14 protein-coding genes are annotated in these 17,628 nt (G+C 59.8%); 5 read left to right on the top strand and 9 right to left on the bottom strand.

The features are described 5' to 3' along the window. On the top strand, positions 1-529 hold a 529-nt coding region (locus BM225_RS20685; protein ID WP_245780568.1), incomplete at its 5' end, for an ArdC family protein. A 184-nt stretch (positions 530-713) separates the two neighbouring features. On the opposite strand, the gene BM225_RS20680 is transcribed toward BM225_RS20685, so the two are convergent. The 4 genes from BM225_RS20680 to BM225_RS20665 all read right to left on the bottom strand — a co-directional run bounded on the left by BM225_RS20680 (position 714) and on the right by BM225_RS20665 (position 6,709). Continuing rightward, positions 714-1,619 (bottom strand): restriction endonuclease, encoded by a 906-nt coding sequence (locus BM225_RS20680; protein WP_092465431.1) that lies wholly within the window; start codon positions 1,617-1,619, stop codon positions 714-716. Positions 1,620-1,710: 91 nt separating this feature from the next. Beyond that, positions 1,711-4,776, bottom strand: coding sequence for an Eco57I restriction-modification methylase domain-containing protein (locus BM225_RS20675; RefSeq protein WP_092465430.1), 3,066 nt, complete (start codon positions 4,774-4,776; stop codon positions 1,711-1,713). Further along, positions 4,773-6,524, bottom strand: a complete 1,752-nt coding sequence (locus BM225_RS20670; protein WP_092465429.1) for an Eco57I restriction-modification methylase domain-containing protein — start codon at positions 6,522-6,524, stop codon at positions 4,773-4,775. The genes BM225_RS20675 and BM225_RS20670 overlap by 4 nt, the downstream gene beginning before the upstream one ends. Then, a complete protein-coding gene (locus BM225_RS20665; protein ID WP_092465428.1) occupies positions 6,521-6,709 on the bottom strand; it encodes a ribbon-helix-helix domain-containing protein in 189 nt (62 codons plus the stop codon). Before BM225_RS20665 ends, BM225_RS20670 begins: the two co-directional genes overlap by 4 nt. Positions 6,710-6,914: 205 nt before the next feature. Here BM225_RS20665 and BM225_RS20660 point away from each other — a divergent pair, with 205 nt between their 5' ends. After that, on the top strand, positions 6,915-7,517 hold the full coding sequence (locus BM225_RS20660) for a recombinase family protein (protein WP_092465427.1): 603 nt from the start codon (positions 6,915-6,917) through the stop codon (positions 7,515-7,517). Further along, positions 7,492-9,777: an AAA family ATPase gene (locus tag BM225_RS20655; RefSeq protein ID WP_092465426.1), complete on the top strand. Its 2,286-nt coding sequence runs from the start codon at positions 7,492-7,494 to the stop codon at positions 9,775-9,777. Before BM225_RS20660 ends, BM225_RS20655 begins: the two co-directional genes overlap by 26 nt. Positions 9,778-10,126: 349 nt before the next feature. Here BM225_RS20655 and BM225_RS20645 read toward each other — a convergent pair whose 3' ends face one another. From BM225_RS20645 to BM225_RS20630, 4 genes are all read right to left on the bottom strand, one after another. Further along, on the bottom strand, positions 10,127-10,885 hold the full coding sequence (locus tag BM225_RS20645; RefSeq protein ID WP_245780567.1) for a ParA family protein: 759 nt from the start codon (positions 10,883-10,885) through the stop codon (positions 10,127-10,129). A 21-nt stretch (positions 10,886-10,906) separates the two neighbouring features. Further along, positions 10,907-11,941: a replication initiator protein A gene (locus BM225_RS20640; RefSeq protein WP_092465423.1), complete on the bottom strand. Its 1,035-nt coding sequence runs from the start codon at positions 11,939-11,941 to the stop codon at positions 10,907-10,909. 499 nt (positions 11,942-12,440) lie between these two features. After that, complete coding sequence (locus BM225_RS20635) at positions 12,441-14,114, bottom strand: type IV secretory system conjugative DNA transfer family protein (RefSeq protein ID WP_092465422.1); 1,674 nt, start codon at positions 14,112-14,114, stop codon at positions 12,441-12,443. After that, positions 14,114-14,413 carry a mobilization protein gene (locus BM225_RS20630; protein ID WP_092465421.1) on the bottom strand — a complete coding sequence of 100 codons (300 nt, stop codon included), beginning with the start codon at positions 14,411-14,413 and terminating at the stop codon, positions 14,114-14,116. The genes BM225_RS20635 and BM225_RS20630 overlap by 1 nt, the downstream gene beginning before the upstream one ends. 660 nt (positions 14,414-15,073) lie before the next feature. Here BM225_RS20630 and mobQ point away from each other — a divergent pair. Then, positions 15,074-16,360: a MobQ family relaxase gene (gene mobQ, locus BM225_RS20625; RefSeq protein WP_092465420.1), complete on the top strand. Its 1,287-nt coding sequence runs from the start codon at positions 15,074-15,076 to the stop codon at positions 16,358-16,360. On the opposite strand, the gene BM225_RS20620 is transcribed toward mobQ, so the two are convergent. Then, positions 16,350-16,688, bottom strand: coding sequence for a hypothetical protein (locus BM225_RS20620; protein ID WP_066009087.1), 339 nt, complete (start codon positions 16,686-16,688; stop codon positions 16,350-16,352). The genes mobQ and BM225_RS20620 overlap by 11 nt on opposite strands. Positions 16,689-17,177: 489 nt before the next feature. Here BM225_RS20620 and BM225_RS20615 point away from each other — a divergent pair. Then, positions 17,178-17,628 (top strand): ArdC-like ssDNA-binding domain-containing protein (locus BM225_RS20615; RefSeq protein WP_143095436.1); only part of this gene is annotated, 451 nt, incomplete at its 3' end.

Genomic DNA, 17,628 nt, shown 5'->3' with positions numbered 1-17,628 from the left:
GTTCAACGCCGATCAGATCGAGGGCTTGCCCGCTGAATTCTACGTCTTACCCGATCCGCCCCGTGATCTTGGCACCTTGGCCGATCCTGCGTTGGAGGCATTCTTTGCCGCGAGCGGCGCGCAGATCGACACGACCGAGGAGCCGCGCGCCTATTACAACATCAAGACTGATCGCATCCACATGCCCCCGATTGGCACGTTTCATCGCGCGGCAGGATATTACGGCACCTTGGCGCATGAGCTGACCCACTGGACAGGGGCGACAAAGCGGCTGGACCGCTTGGGCCGGTTCAATGACCGCAAGGCCTACGCGTTTGAGGAGCTGGTCGCGGAGATTGGCAACTGCATGCTTTGCGCACAGATCGGGGTGGAGCCTGAATTTGATCAGAGCGCCGCCTATGTCGAAGGGTGGCTGGAAGCGATGAAGGGAGACAGCCGCGCGATATTCCGCGCCGCGTCCGAGGCGCAGAAGGCCGTGGATTACATCATGGAACGCACCGCGCAGGCCGACCGGATGGCCGCTGAGTAACGGCCCGCACCGCCGCAACGATTGAGGCCCCCGTCAGCAGGCGGGGGCCTTTGCGTTCTGGCGTGATCCTGGTGGTGGCCGGTTTCAGAGTGACCTGTCGGCGGGCGACCTGAAGACCGCCCGCCGACAGGCCCGGCGCTTCGCGCGAACGCCCCTAAGGGGGCGTGGACAGCAACTTTCTGTCTTAGATGCCTTCAAACCAATCAGGCTGAATCTGGACCCGTTCGATCATCTCTGTTGCGACGCCCAGCCGGTTTTCCTTCAACAGTTCACAAAGCCGATCACCGTCGATGAGATCAATCGCAATCGCGCCGTCGCGCGTGGCTTCATCCGAAGCTTGGCTGGTGAAATGGCCAGTAGTGATGAAGAGGCCTTTATCAGCGCGCCCCTGCAAGGCTCCTCTGAAATCACGAATTTCCTTGGAGCCGACGCTGCCCTTCCATCTCTTGCATTGAAAATAGACTTGGAATGACACCAGGTTCACGCGCAACACGCCAACCCCGTCTATCCCGCCATCGCCGGACTTTCCGCGCACCTCGACTTTCGTGAAGCCCGCCTCGCGCAGAAGGCGCTGCGCCAGCCGTTCAAATCCGTCCGGGGTCATCTTGCCGAGCACGGCCAGAAGAGCCGACTTCCAATCCTCCTCGTCGGCAGGGCCGTCTTCGGCCAAAACCTCTATCTCTTCACCCCTATCGGCGTCAGCCTTCTTGGCAGCGAGACGCTTAAGCCGCGCGCGCTCACGTTCTTCCTGCGTCACCTGATCATAGATCGCTTGCGTTGCGCTCAAGTCAGAGATCGCGGAGCCTGTTTCTGTCAGCGCCCAGACCCCGCGCTTGGAGTTGATCAAAGCATCACCGCGTTTCAGGTAGGTCCGCGCCCAAGCCAGGTAGTAATTTACCCGGGTGCGGTTTTCATCGCGCGACATGGTGAAGGACTGTTCGGCCTCAGTCACGCCTTCCAGCTCGATCACCTTTTCATCGAGCTCCTGGATCGTTGCGGACCCGCCGAGGTCGTTCAGCGCCTCGACCGTGACCAGCATCATGCCAGGAAGGTCGGGGAGCGTCTCTGCATCAATCTCAAATCGCCTCATCAGAATCCCTCATTCAAAACTGCGCCACGCCGGGGATCGACAAAACAGCAGAACGGCTTCCATTCTGTTGACCCAAAAGAACTCACCGCTGTCATGCTGGAATCGGTACAGCTCTTGCCAACGCCATATCCGTTGGCGAGAGTCCAAACAGGGCCGTTACGAGCCCTTCAATCTGGTCGCGCAGCGCAGCCGCGTTACGCTCATGTAGCGTCTTTTGATGCGGCACCCGAGCCACTTGCGCGGAATCGTTTGCCGCGATCAACTGCGTGACAAGAGCCTCGATGTTTGCTCGCTCCGCCGGCGTTGCCTGTGGAATCGGCAAGTGCTCGATGAACTGCTTTCCGTGCGAATAGTATCCACCCCGGAACGGGCTGGTGTGCGTCCGCACCATCGCTTCGCTCAAAGGGTGGTGCAGGACAGCCAACAGGAAGAAGTTTGTCTCCGGTGCGCCATCGCGCGGCCTAATCAGATAATATGGACCGTTTCCGCCGCCTGTCATCATGATGTTGGTGTCATCGTAGGCATAACGAGCCTCACGGGACAGGATCGGCAGGATGATCTTGGGACTGTCGAACTTCGTTAGGCTCTGTGAGCGCCCGAACTGATAGAACTGCCGTGTAGCCGCTGTGCCGCCGACGATATTGCGCCGTTGCAGCTCAGCTTGACGCGCTGTCAGATAGGCCATGCAGAGCGGAAACCGGTGCGCCATATCTACAGGTTGGATCAGCTGTGCTGTTGTACGGGCACCGTTGACGATCTCATAGGGGAAAATCATCCAGGTGTTTGCTTCAGCGCGCGCGTACGGGTGCAGTGTGACATCATGCAAGCAAGGCCTGAGTATATCCCGCTCAATTGGCCACTCGCGACCGTCCCATTGCAGCGTCACGGTGTCTGGCGTGCTGCTTACCTCGCGGAAGATGTAGATTGCATCGGCGCTGGTTTGGACGCCGACGAAGATTTCTGATGCTTCACCCAGCTCCCGACCGCAGGTGGCGCGCACACGCGCAAACAGCGCGCGCGTGGCCGCATCGGCGAATTGCCACGGATCATCCGTCAGCTCGGCGGCTGGCATCGTGCTTCTCACCCCTGGCGTGCCATACCGCCACAAATCCAAGGTTTCGACCCGCTCCACGTTTACATCGGCCTTTCCCTGCCGGTCGAGGATCAACAGGCAGGTGTAGTTGGTCGCCAAGCGTCCGAAGACTTGCTGCACGCCGAAATGCACGATCTCTTCGAGTGGATGCCCTGCCGTCACCAGCCGACGAAGTGCCCGCCCGGCTTGAATCGTCATGAATTTATGCGGAACGATGAAGCCAAGCCGTCCGTCTGGCCTTACCAGGCCTAGCGAGCGTTCAATGAATAGCGCATATTTGTCGAAATTGTCTTGACGCGCCGTTGTGTAAGGAGACCCCGCAGATTGATAGAAAGCGGCTTCCTCTGGTGAGTATGCCTGCATGTTCTGAATGCGGATATAGGGCGGGTTTCCAACGATCACGTCGAAACCACCGCGCGCACTCTCCGCCGGGAACTCAGCCGCCCAGGAGAAAGGATTGACCTTATCCAGAAGCCGTGCCGGCAGTGCGCCGCGCGCCGCAACCCACTCCGCCTGGCTGACAAGGCTATTGCCTGCCCGTAGCGTTCCATCCAGCTCCGGTAGCGCCGGCGTGCCGGTGCGATCGACATACTCACGCAAACCGGCTTCGCTCTCGTCTTCGATAAGCTTCAAAAGAAGGCTAAACCGTGCGACCTCAACCGCATTGGCGTCAATATCGACGCCGCGAACATGCGCGAGCAGGATACGCCGCTTCTCCTCGAACGTCAGACGCCATAGCCCTGCCCCGGCTTCATAGATCGTGCGGCCGACATGGTTTGCCCGATCGTTCGCCAGATACCAGGAAAGATAGTGGTCCGTCACGAACTCGAAAACCGACAAGAGGAAAATGCCCGAGCCGCAGCAAATGTCGGCAACGGTGAAGTCCGCAAGATCAGCCGGAGACTGTCCAGCCAGTTTCGGCCCAAGCGTGCGTTGGACAATAGCATCAACGATGTAGCGCGGCGTCGGCACGACGCCGCCGCTGTCCCGCACCTCGGGCTTGCTGACGATCTCGACGTTGCCATGCACGTCGATCGTGATGATCTCGCCTAGGAACTGCTCGTAGATTTCTCCGAGTACTTCGGTTTCCACGACCGCGAAGGTGTAGGGGCTTTGCGGGTAATAAAGCTCGTTGATGATACCGTTCAGCACATCGTCGCTGATGCGAATCCCGAGCCGGGCATCATCTAAAAGCCGAAATAGCCCGGAATCATAAAAGGCGTCCGCGCGCCGCAGCTCCGCCATAAGAGCATCGAAACTGTTGCCAGCAGTCAGGCCACGCAGGGTTTCATAGCGTTCGATGTCGCGATCTTCACAGATGCGCAGGAACACGATCCGCGAAAGGAACAGTTGCACCGCATAGGTTAGCTCGTCTGGCGACAGGCCGGGGACTTGCTGGTTAATATCTCTTGCGAGACGCTCGCGCCACGAACGCACCTGGCGCAAGAAAAAGTCGTCAAACTGATCTGCACCGTGCCGGGTCACATCGACGGCGAAGCGGCGATCAAAATCGCCAGAGTACACCGCCTCACGCGAAAGAAGCGGCCACAGCTCGTCAAAGCTCGTCTCAAACTCATCGTATCCGACAAGCAGAATGCGCGCGACATGCGCTTCATCAGTGAGATTTGGAGAGGGCCGGCAGTCATATACCGCCAGCTGATGAAAGTTGGTCAGGATCGAGATCGGCAGGCTTGCCGAGTAACCGTAACGCCGCGTCTGAAATGCGGCGTCCCGACTCCGATCAATGCGCACATGTGGCTTTTTGGCTTCGACGAAGAGCTTGCGCTGGCGTGCAAGGCGCAGCTCGTAGTCCGGCTTCTTGGAAAGCCGCTCTTCTCCGACTTCAACAGTAGCCTCCTCGATAACTTCCCGAAGCCCCAGCGGTTGGCCGGCGGCGTTGTGCACGTCCCATCCAAATGCCGCGAGCAGAGGCGTGATGAAATCCGTGCGCGCCTGCGTCTCATTATAGGCAGCGCGCAGATAATCTGTTTCGTTGCGCCGGAAGTTTTGGACGAGATCAGCCACCCGAGCACGGGCAACGTCCTTCGGGTCAACGGCTGTCATGCTGTATGTTTCCGGGCACCACGCCGGCGGGAGTTCCGCCGATTCCGCATCTGCGTCCAGACGCTCTTCAAAAGACCACACTCTGCCGATGTCAGCCCCATGTGCTCGCGAAGGATGATCTTTGCATTCTCCTCCAGAACATCATCGAGCCGGCCGGCACGGACGAGCTGATCAACTTCCGTAAGCGGCATCGCACCGTTGAGCTGTGCTGGCATTAGCAACCGTTCAGCTTCTGTCGGTTCAAGTTCCAGAACGCCGCCGCCATAGCTCCGACCCTCGATCTCCGCCGATGCAGCCGTGAGCCAGGTATAGGTATTGGCGATCAGCCGTTCAGGCTTCGCGCCATGGCTGCGCATCCGGTGGATCGTGTCGGTGGAAGTAGCACCGGAAGAGTTCAACACCATACGGGGGAAGTCGTAAATCTGGCGGAACGCGAAACCGTCCGGCACCCAAACAGACGGCACCAGATACCAAGGCTTTCGGATCGAGCACTTGTATCCCATGTGAAATTCTTTCCGCTCGCCTTCCTCGATGTATCGGCGCAGTTTTGCGCTGAGCTTGCTGGCTTGCGCCTTCGAGATGTTGAGCAGGTGAACGCGATTGCCGCCAGCGGCCAGGGATCTCCAGTCGGCCTTCCCGATCTTGCTGCCTTTCAGCTGGGCGGAGCGCGATACCAACGGCGTTGTGTAGCCCGCAAGGCCAAGATCTTCGACCTGATCGGCGGAGAGGACAAAGAATTCGTTTTTTCCGGTGACAACCCCCACGTCGATGCTCGCGTGCGTGGACATGGGCGTCGTGATCGCTGCATCGCGCAGAGCGCGCATGAAGGTAATCTGCCGATTGTCGAGGAAGTATTTCAGCCACTTCTCGCTGTCATGCCGGATCGTCTTGGGCTCCGCCCGATCTAGGATCAAGGCTGGTTTGACATCGGTAATATCAGCAACGGTTGCGGCTGCCGTCAGGGAAACGCGGCAGGTATTGTCTTCGGACGCCGTTGCCAAAGCGCCATCGGCAAGTAGCAGGACGACCTCTTGCTCAGCCTTCTCGAAGAACAGCTCATTGCAGGCAATCACGTCGATCCGCTCGAAGTGGTCGGTCAGATAGGAGCGCAACTGCGCCGCATAAGTGACTTGCAGGATTTCCGCCGGCAGCACGAGCGCGAGGCGGCCGCCAGCCTTGAGGCTGGCGGCCGCGGCGACCACGAACGGCACCCAGATGTTGGTCAGGCGATTTGGCTTCAGCCCCTGATCGCCCATTATCTGCATGGCGATGGTGCGATGCGGCTCAGGGAACGATTGGTAGCGGATGAACGGCGGGTTGCCGATGATCGCGTCAAAGGCGGGCTGAATAGAGTCTGCCCACCATGCAAAAAAGTCTGAGTTTTCAACCACCTTTTCGGCAGACTTACCGAGCACGCCTTGAAGGCGGGCTGTTGCGGCCTCTGCCTCTGCCGGAATGATCTCGACGCCCGTCAGATTCCGCACAATCTTTGCGGGCGTCCCGCCAAGCTCACGGAGCCGATGTGCGGCCGCCTCCAAAAAGGCACCATTGCCGCAGCTCGGCTCCAGAACAACATCATCAGCGGATTGGATTGCCCAGCCGCACAGCCATTCAGCGACCTTTGATGACGTATAATAGCCCCCGCGCAACTTATCTTCATCCAAGTCAGCGAAGCGACCACGCGGGGCAACATGCGAAGACTTGCCCTTGGGCGTGGTGGTGCGTGATTTGGTCCGCGCGGCTTTCATTCTTTCCCCACATGCAGCAGTGGCATGTCATCCTTCAGAAGGCGATCGATCGCTTCGCGCACGACCCATGCCACTGATACCCGGTTTTTTCGGGCAATTTCGTTAAGCTCGCGATGCTGCTCCGCCGTGAGGCTGACAGACAGGCGATGTACGGATTTGTCATCGTTGTTTTGGGCATCAGGCATGGCGAATACTTCGTTGCATCAGCTTGCACCACGATACACCATAGTGGTGACATCGGCAAGGCTCTCTCTCAAAAACCACCGTTTTTGAGAGCTTCCCGTAGAAGCCCCCTGCCCGCTCGCGGACTTGGCCTCTGATCTCTCAAAACTATCTCTTGAAATGAACCTCTCAATTCCCCCATAGTGAGACGAGTTTTAAGAGGTTTGTATGCTCGTCGGCTATGCCCGCGTCTCTAAGCAGGATCAGAATCCCGCTCTCCAACTCGACGCCCTGAAGGCGGCGGGCTGTGAGAAGGTATTCACCGAAAAGGCATCCGGCGCACAGCGCGACCGGCCCGAGCTGAACGCCGCACTATCATACATGCGTCAGGGAGATAGCTTGGTCGTCTGGAAACTCGACCGCCTGGCGCGATCGATGCCCCAGCTTATCGACACGGTTTCTACGCTTGAGGATGAGGGCATCGGATTTCGCTCCCTCACAGAAGCGATCGACACCACAACCGCAGGTGGTAGGCTAGTCTTTCACATTTTCGGGGCGCTTGCCGAGTTCGAGCGATCCGTGATCCGGGAGCGCACCCGCGCGGGCCTCAAGGCTGCACGCGATCGCGGCCGCAAGGGCGGCCGCCCCCCTGCGCTATCCGCCGCCGACTTGGCGGCCGCTAAGGCGCTGCTATGCGATCCGGCGATCACCGTGGACGAGGTGGCAACGCGACTAAAGGTTTCGCCGGCAACGCTCTACCGGCATTTGCCGGGTGGGCGCGGCAGTATTGTTCAGGGGGAAGCAAGTGCTCAAGAAGATCATTTCGGTTAAGAACGTCGGCCGATTCCGCAACTCCGCCACCTCCCCTAATCCGCAGCTTGGCAAGCACACTTTCATTGCGGGTGCAAACGGCTACGGCAAAACAACGCTTTGCGCCGTCCTCCGCTCCTTGCAAACTGGCGATCCGGCCCATGTTCTCGGTCGAAAGACTCTTGGCGCGACTGACGCGTCGACGGTCGAGCTGCTACTGGACGACGGACAGGCCCGGTTCGACGGCGTGGCGTGGAATGCAACCAAGCCGGAAATTTCTATCTTCGACGGGGTGTTTGTCGCCGAGAATGTCCACTCCGGCGAAGTCGTGGACATCGAGCACAAACGCAATCTCTATCGTGTCATCGTCGGCGACGCCGGTGTGAAGCTCGCGGCACAGGATGCCGACCTAGCCGCCGAGAGCCGCGCCAAGACCGGCGAAATTAGCACGGCGGGAAAGGCCGTTCAGCCGCATGTACCGGCAGCCATGAAGCTGGACGCCTTCATTTCTCTGCCAGAGACGTCCGACATTGCGGTGCAGATCGAGGCGCAAACGCGCAGCGTGGATGCGCTACGGCAGGCCGATGCGCTGCGGGCCCGCCCTGTCCTTTCGGAATTTGCTATTCCGGCCTTGCCGGAGGAATTCACCGGCATGCTGGCTCGCACCATCGACGACATCGCGCAGGATGCGGAACAACGACTGTCGGAACACCTGGCCGCGCATTGCATGACGGCCAGCGGTGGAAACTGGATCGCGGACGGCCTCGGCCATGCCGACGATACCTGTCCCTTCTGTGGGCAGGATATTCGAGCGCTTCCACTGATCGCCGCTTTTCGGGCTGTGTTCAGCGAGCGTTACGAGGCGCTGGCAGGAGAGATCGCCACCATGAATGCGGGCGTCTTGCGGGACATGGGCGATGCCGCTCTTGCCCGCCTTAACACCATCGCGGAGCAGAATAACGGCGGCGTTGAGTTTTGGCAGAAATATTGCGCGATCGAAGCCCCTGCCCTCTCCTTGCCAACAGAGGCTGTCGAGGCGATCCGCGGGCTTGCAGCCGCGGCGACCTGTCTTCTCGACCGCAAGGCGGCAGTACCGCTTGAACTGATTACGCCAGATGAAGGTTTCACGGTCGCACGCACTGCTTATGACAGCGCCGCCGCCGCCATCGAGGCAGCGAACATCGCGATCCGGGCGGCTAATGTCGTGATTGCCGACAAGAAGGCAGCCGCCGATGCAGGCGACCTCAAAGCGGCCGAGACCGAGCTGGCCCGCCTGACGGCGATCCAGACCCGGCACCGTGCGGACGTATCCGAGCTTTGCGGCACCTATACGAAGCTTTGCGGCGAAAAAGACGGCATCGAAGCACGCAAGGACGCGATCAGGAAGCAACTCGACGCGCACACCAGGACAGTGGTGAAGCCCTACGAGCGGCGCATCAACGACTATCTGGCCGCGTTCAATGCCGGATTCACCATTACTGAGACCAAGCACGCCTACCCAGGCGGCGTCGCCACATCAAGCTATCAGCTCGTCATCAACGACACGGCAATTGATCTTGGCGACAGCAAGACGCCTGGGGATAGGCCGAGCTTCAAGAACACTCTCAGCGCCGGCGACCGCACCACACTCGCCCTCGCGTTTTTCCTCGCGCATCTTGAACGGGACCCAGCAGCAGCCGGAAAGCTGGTCGTGTTCGATGACCCCTTTAATAGTCAAGACGCTTTCCGCCGTCGGCAGACTGTGCATGAAATCATGAAGGTGGCCGGGAAATGCGCGCAAGTCATCGTGCTTTCGCACGATGCCACCTTCCTCAAGCAGGTTTGGGACAAGTCACCAGCAGCCGAGCGTGTTGCGTTGACGATTGCAGACCACCGCGCCCAAGGCTCGAAGATCATGCCGGTAGACTTGGAACATGCCTGCCGTGGCCGAACGGCCACCGACATTGACGACCTGCAAACCTATCTGAGCACAGGCGCGGGCAACTTGCTCGACATTATCCGCAAGATGCGCGTCGTTCTGGAAACGCATTGCCGCACGACCTATCCGGGCAGCTTCCTCGCTAATGATTGGCTCGGTGATATCGTGAGGAAGATACGCGAAGGTGGTGACCCCCATCCTGCTCAGGCGCTCTATGACGAGTTGGACCAGATCAACGGCTATACGAGCCAATATCATCACGGGGAGGATATGGACGACGCTACCCCGGATCAAATCGACCCGAGCGAACTGACAGGCTTCACGCGTCGAACTCTACGCATTGTTAATGCCTTGCAAGCGTAGATATTGGATCTTTTGGGCACGCTGCTAAGCCATCGCCAATAGTGCTGAATCGTATTTGCACTAATGGGGCGCTGTCAAAATAAGTCATCTTCGCGCCGAAGAATAAATTTCCCACATCTCCTCAATTAATTGGCCTTGGGTTAGCCCTCGATCCTCGGCCTCAGCAGCAATCGCTTGACCTACCTCAGGGAACACTTTCGGGTGCAGTTGATATGTACGTGGGCTTGGTTTGCGGCCAGGCTTCTTGCGGGGTGTCCTGTCGAGGAAACCCCGCGCCTCTCCAACCTCATCCACACGCCTGACTTCTTCAACAGTCGTGTCCTTCGGGCGCGCCTTCAACCCTGCAAGTCTATTTGAGCCGCTCATAAACAGCCTCCGCGAATGCTTGGGCGTTGATCAACGCCTTATCCACTTTACCGCCTGTCATCATTTCAGGGTCATTCATCATCGCGGTCAGATCGCCGCCATAGGCAAACAGTTCCGAGAATGCCGCGCGTGCTACCAAGGATGGCTCGATCACGTCGATCCCTGCCCCTCTGAGCTGCTCTTCCAACTCCTTCTGGACGCGGCTTTTGACCGCTGCACTTGTCTTGGTCAAAACCACAGCATGCCGGATCGAACGCCCGAGCGCCTCTTCTTCCTCTCGCACCAATGCCAGCGCTTCAGAGCCGATCTCCGCATCGAGGGCCGTCGGTTGCATTGGTACAATCACCAAGTCCGCTTGCGAGATCGCGCGACTGACAAGCTGTGATGCTACGCCTTCCAGGTCCACGATAACGATTTTACCATCGCCGTCGGCGCTCCGAATTGTTGGAACAATTTCTGAGCGGCCAATCTCGCTCCTGAGGGTCACGCCTGTGGGTACGCCGTGCGATGCCCATCTGGTCAGAGATTTGTTGGGGTCGCAGTCCAGTACTGTGACATCCGCTCCCATGCGAGCGAATTCAGACGCCAGAAGTACAGCGCAAGTTGATTTACCGACCCCACCCTTGGGGCTTGCCATGACGATAACGGGCATTGCTCGATCCTGCCGGTTTGTTGTTACCGGATTTATATCCTGTACCGGAAAAATATCCAACACCTGATTTAAATCCTTAACCGGATTCATTTCTATTACCGGTTTTTAATCTCACGGCCTTCCGCGTTTCTCGAACCACTTCCGGCAAAACCCAACAAAAGCTCGATCAGCATTGCGAGGGGGCTCTACGCACCAGCTGCGCCATTCCTGTTCAAGAAAACGTACATCCCATCCAGGAGCAGCATGGCGCGCTTCTTCGTAGGTGTCAGACTGCAAAGGCGGAATGCTGCCCTCCACGAGCGAGGTGGGTGACATCGTGCCGCGATTGGTGAAAACCACCATGTCGGCGTCATCCTCAAAGGTAACGTGGTAATCCGGCAAATGGTCATGTTCTACAAGCTGCCGGATCATCTGCCGAAAGCGCTTCTGTGGGCTTTGAGAACCAGTTTTGAGAAGCAGTTTAGCCAGCGTGATACGCCAGGACTTCTGTTGGCCACAGTGCTTTCGAGCAATTTCGTACACCCGCCGTTCTATGGGCTTACGCAGACGGAAGTAGTCCCTATGGAGGGTCAGAACTTCTTCGTTTCGGATAGCGTTGAAAACCCAATCCGACAGTTTTACCTCGCACCACAGCAAGCGACCGTCGAGACCATGCTTGCGGCGGATTGACGAAGCATCGATCAAGCCGAATCCATCAACCTGTTCTTCGTCCCCGGTCACAATGTTCGTCCTGATGCGGGTTCCTTCAAGGCGGTCCAGGGCATCGAGAAGGGACTGATACTCCCGGCCACTGGTACCGCGATTTGTAAAGATAAGCAGCTCTCTGGAATTGATCCGAACACGGGGCGAAACCGGAAGGCCTTCCTTCAGTTTCGCCATGATCTGACTGATGCAGTAGATCAAAATATCTTTGTCGTAGATCGTTGCGAGACCCTTCACACTAGGCGTGATCTGCAGCCACTTATTGCCATTCTCGTATCGCTTGATCGTCGTTTCCGGCTTCTTTGAAAGCGAGTAGAACGGATGCTCCATATGTTGCATCACGTCCTTCAACACAGCGTCAGCCACATCGCAGATGAAAAGATCATGCTGCGGGTGACGATCCGGAAGGAGCGGGGCGAGAGCGTTCGTGTTATCAGTTACCATGGGCCTACATTCGTGGTTTTAGTTACCACAGTCAAGATTCGTGTTATCAGTTACCCAAAGCAGGATTTCAGTTACCAAGATTCGTGTTATCAGTTACCGAGCATTAGAAGAAGCCGTTAAATTTCAAGTGACTAAGAGTAATATGCACACCCGTAACACAGATTCTAACACATATATAACACCCAGCCTGTCAAGCTGAGACAATCACTAACAGCGCTTCACCCATTACCGCTGGTAGAACACGCACGCATCGACACCCGTGGTTGTCGTGGTCCAGGACGCCCCGAGGACAGCGCATGTGGAAGCGTTGCTGGCTAAGAAACGGGGAAGCGTCACGGTCAGCGCCAAGGCCCCAATGGTCTTGTCCGTCTGGACGGCAAGGCCTCTGACAATCTCGGTCATCGCGTCTGCGGTTGCGCCTAGGTGGCTGTCGAGGGTCTGGCCCAGAAGATCCCCGTACTTTTTCGGGTTGGTCTGGCATCACGAGGCGTCCTTCGGATTACTGGCCCTGCGGGACAAACAGCCCCTTGAACTCGGGATCGGTGTAATAGCGCAGCTTCTGCGCCACGGCGGTGGCTTGCCCCTGCACGCGCAGAAGCTGGTTTTCCGGGCGGAGCTGCATGATTTCATCCGGTGTCAACAGATCGCGGCCCGTGAGGTTGTTGCTGAAGCTGGGGCCGTCACCGGGCTTGAAGCTGTCAGTCTGAAACCCGGCTGTTTCCTGGCCGATCATCTGGCTCAGCCACTTGGCCGTCTCAAAATCATTCACCCCGAAGACCTGCTGCACCCCGGCATTGGCGATGAAGGTGCCTGCGCGTTCGCCGTAGAGGTCCTTGAGCTGGCTCATGTCCTGGAGGATCGGCCAGAGCTGCAACCCATAGCCTGCCATGAGCCCCATGGCGCGCTCCACGGCTTCCAGACGGCCAAGGGCAGCGAACTCATCCAGCAGGAACAACGTAGGTGTCCTGAGGCGCTGTGCAGCCCCTTGAGCGCCTACAGGGCCACTTTGAGGGGCCACAGAGGCTTCTGCGTCCCGTGCAATGTCCTGAAGGGCCTGAGACACCAGAAGGCGCAGCCAGCGGCTGTAGGCATCCATCCGGTTCGGTGGCAGCACCAGAAACACCGAAGCGATCCGGTGGCGCAGATCGGAGAAGTGGAAATCCGATCGTGACAGCACCTTCGCGATACGCGGGCTGTCCAGAAAGTGCGTGTGGCGCTGTGCGTTCGACAGCACCGAGGCGGCTTCGCGATCCGCCTTGCCGAGGAAGCGGTTGGCGGCACGGGCGATCAGCCCGCCCGCCGCATCGCTGTCCTGCATCAGCTCCAGCAGCGCGCGCAGCTTTTCCGGGGGCAGGGTGAGATATTCCCGGACGGTGGCAAGCGTCCGGCGGTTGCGGTCCTCGTGGCAGACGCAGAACATGATCAGCCCGCCGAGGATGGCCTTGGCCTCCTCGTTCCAATGCGCTTCCGAAACCTGTCCCGGCGGGTCCATGACCAGCGCTTCTGTCAGGGAGGCCGCATCCTCGCCCAGATCAAGGCTCTCCGGTGTCAGCCGGTCTAGCGGATTGTAGGCGGCAGAGGGCATCCCGGAGACCTCAAACGGATCGAGGACGTGGACCGTTCCGAACCGCCGCCGGGCTTCCCCGGCGATCCGGGCATTCTCACCCTTGGGGTCGATGACCAGGACCGAGCGTTCGGCCGCCAGCAGGTTCGGGATGACGGTGCCGACGCCTTTCCCGGCCCGTGTCGGGGCGAGGGTGATCAGATGAGCCGGACCGTCATAGCGCAGCAGCCGTCCGGTGTGCGGGTTGCGCCCGATCAGAAGGCCGTCCGCGTGTTCCAGTTTCTTCAGCTCCTTGCGGTTGGCAAAGCGCGCCGAGCCGTGGCTGTCTCCGGCCAGCCCGAAGAAGGCATCGGCCCCGGAGGCCATGCGCCAGTACTGGAACCCAAAGACAGCGCCCACAAACATGAAGGGACCGAAGACCAGCCACTGCCAGGCGCTTTCGCCGGGCGGCTGGTCAAAGAAGGCGAAGACGAAGGGCGTGGCCACGAGCGCCCCGATCATCGCGCCAAACAGGACAGCGCCGATCATCCAGCCCAACAGAATGGGCGTGAAGATCAAACGACCGAAGAACCGGAACAGCCCTCCGAAGACGAGCATCACGCCCCGCATCAGGACGGGCCGTCCTGATCAGAACTGGACGGGGCAGGGGAGAGTGACCCAGAGGAAGCCCCCCAGTCCGCGAAGGCCTTGCGGTCCTGTTCGCGGGGCAGGTTGCGGATCAGCCGGTCGAGCATCGCGGCAGCCCCGGAATCCCTCTCCGCCAAATCGAGGAGAGCACCGCCCAGGATCACCTTGCGCCTGGTATCCAGCTTGCGCTGTCTTGTGGCTTCCCGGTTCTTCAGCGCCTGAAGACGGGCCTTGGCTTGGGCGTAGCGTTTCTCGGCCCGTTCGAGTTCGGTTTCTGCCAATACGCATCTCCATCTTTGAAAAGAGCAGGTGGACAGGTTGGTCTTGTCAGATCGAGCGATAGCGCTTACCCGTAGGCCTGTAAAGGACAAGGGCGCACTTATGCAAACTCTTCACCTGTGGTTCCGAGCTTTGCGTGCGATCTCTCTGGGGCAAAGCCCCGGCCGATGGCCATCCCCTTCGCTGCGTGCCGCATCGAAATGGGAGACGGCATCGCCTCTCCCAAACCCTCTAAGACCAACGTCAGCCGTTGGATCGCGTCCCGCAAGGTCGCGCCAGCGTCTCGCCCGATGCCCCACGGTGGGGGCCGGTCTGCCGCTGGCGTCTCCCTTGCGGGAGGTTCGTGTCGGTGCGAGCGCGCACCCCGGCAGATCTGACGGTGCCGCCACGAACCGGGTTTGCCCCCGGCAAACCGCCAGTGATCTGTCCCCATATCCCGCCCCCCACGAGGCTGGGGATTTGGGGACAGATCACTGGCAAGCCCGCTCCTTAGTGAGCCAGAGGCTCGCTTCGGGTGGGCTGTCTTTTCCCCTCAGACCGCGCCGGTTCCGGGCGCACTCTTGCGGAGAAAAGACGGCTGGTCCGATTGCCAATGTCAGGGCATCGGCACGGATCAGCTCCGGCGCGTGGGCGCGTTTGCATCACAGGCGAGGGGAGGGCGCATGGCCAGCTACCACCTCTCCGTGAAGACGATCAAACGCAGCGCCGGGCGCTCTGCCACGGCGGCGGCGGCCTACCGTGTCGGCGAGCGCATCGAGTGCCATCGCGAAGGTCGCGTCCACGATTACACCCGCAAGCAGGGCATCGAAGAGACCTTCATTCTGACCCCCAAGGATGCGCCGGACTGGGCCTCGGACCGGTCCCGCCTCTGGAACGAGGCAGAGGCCAGCGAGACCCGTCGCAACTCCGTCACCGCCCGCGAGTGGGAGCTGGCCCTGCCTTCCGAGATCAGCGCCGAGGCCCGGTCGCAGATCACCCGCGACTTCGCCCAGGAGCTGGTCAGCCGCTACGGCGTGGCCGTCGATGTGGCGATCCATGCGCCCCACCGCGAAGGCGATCAGCGCAACCACCATGCCCATGTTCTGACCTCCACCCGCAAGCTGGAAGCCGGGGGCTTCACAGCCAAAACCCGCGTGCTCGATTCCGCCAAGACCGGCGGTGTCGAGATCGAGCAGATGCGCGGTCTCTGGGCCGAGTTGCAGAACCGCGCGCTGGAGCGTGTCGGGGAGGTCGAGCGCGTCGATCACCGGTCGCTTGAGAAGCAGCGCGAGACGGCGCTGGATCGTGGCGACAAGCTGTCCGCCGAGGAACTGGACCGCGATCCCGAGCTGAAGCTGGGGCCAGCGGCCAATTCCATGGAGCGGCGCGCCAAGGTGATAGCCGAGCGTCAGGGTAGGGAATACGTCCCGGTCACCGAGCGCGGGGCCGTGGTCCATGCCGCTCGCCAGGCCCGCGCCGCCTTCCGCGAAATGCGTGAGCGGCTGGATATCGCGCGGGAGACCTACGGCATCGAGCGCGAGGCGGGGCAGGGCCGTGTTTCTGCCGGTCTGGCGGCACTCCGGGCCGCGACGTCGAAAGAACGCGACGGGCGCACGTCAGACGATATCCGCGAGCGGTTATCGCAGGTCGTGGGCCGGTCACGGGACCAAGACGACACGCCAAAGCCGGAAGGTCGCAATTATGCCCGGGAGCGTTTGAAGGAAATCATGGAAAAGGACGCGGGGCGCGACGGCCAGGCGGCGGTTCACAAGCTGGATGGTCACAGCGAGTATGATCTGGGTGAGGACACAGGACGCGATGGGCGGAAGCCGTCTGTCAACGAGCGGCTGCAGGACGTGCTGAATAAGCCGCGCGAGCGGCTGGAGATCGAGGACGAGCGCGACCAGGAGAAGGATCAGGAGGTCGAGAAGGATAGGGACATCGACCGTGATCCAGGTCTCAGTCACTGACGAGGCGATGAGAGGTCGTTTCCCCATTCTTCATGGGAATGCTTGCCTGAGAGAACCCGACACCAACAAGGAATGAAATCACGCCGGTTGCCGTCTTGAATTCGCGCACCCTGATCGCATTCTGCGTCACGCGCGTTCTGGCAGTGACAAGGATTTTCTCCTGCCCATCACTCCCAACCGTCCGCATGATCCACAGGCCGTACCAGCTTGGTCCCTTGCGTTCAGGATCGGCTTTGCACAGCACTTCGACCGTGTGTCCCTCCTCAGCAAGTCCCCGAAGGCCTTGTTCGGTGGTGACGTTGAGTTCGAGGTCAATCGTCTGGTTCATCGCGCATACCAACAGAAACAATGATGGTCGTCTTGTGCCTGAATCTAACGAAGGCATCAATCGTATATTATCGATTTAGATATGGCTCGATAGAGTTCAGTGATCCCGGCGGTGCGCCGGTATCGCTTTGAGCGATAGACAGGGCAGGGGATCGACGGGCTGAAGCCCGCTCACCCCAACCCTGACAGTTTCCAAAACCTGTTGATCCGCCTGCCATCCCGGCAGGTCCGAGAAAACCGGCAAGCGCCGCCTGTGGCGTCGGTTCCGATCGAGAATTCCGGTTCCTCCCACGCGCAGGCGCGCGGTTCCCTCCCAAATTCACGCCCTCCACCCGGTTGTCACGGCCCCGCCGGGCCGCAGGACGGGCTTTGCCCTTACCTGCTCTGCCGTCCGGAATGCATGGGCATTCCAGACAACAGAGAAGGAAGGCCCGCCCATTGGCGGAAAGGGGAGCAGACCCCGACCGCGTCACTCAAAGGAGGGTCACAAATGACCGCAGAGAAGTTTGACGTTTATTCCCATGTCACTAATCAGATCGTCGCGCAGATCGAGGCGGGAACACCGCCTTGGCGCAAACCGTGGACCGGTGGCGGTGCATCGGTCAGCTTGCCGGAACGATTCAACGGCGAAGCCTATCGGGGCATCAACATCCTGATGCTTTGGGCCACGGCGATGGCCAAGGATTACAGCTCAGCTCGCTGGATGACGTTCAATCAGGCCAAGCAGCTTGGGGGCCACGTCCGCAAGGGCGAGAAATCCGCCACGGTCGTGAAATACGGCACCGTCGAGCGCGAGGATGAAAACGGCGAGGAACGCCAGATCCCCTATGCCAAGGCCTACCGAGTGTTCAACGCCGATCAGATCGAGGGCTTGCCCGCTGAATTCTACGTCTTACCCGATCCGCCCCGTGATCTTGGCACCTTGGCCGATCCTGCGTTGG

Origin of the sequence: Donghicola eburneus, assembly GCF_900115865.1 — a bacterium.
Taxonomy (GTDB): domain Bacteria; phylum Pseudomonadota; class Alphaproteobacteria; order Rhodobacterales; family Rhodobacteraceae; genus Donghicola; species Donghicola eburneus.
This window is presented reverse-complemented; position numbering and strand designations above follow the sequence as displayed.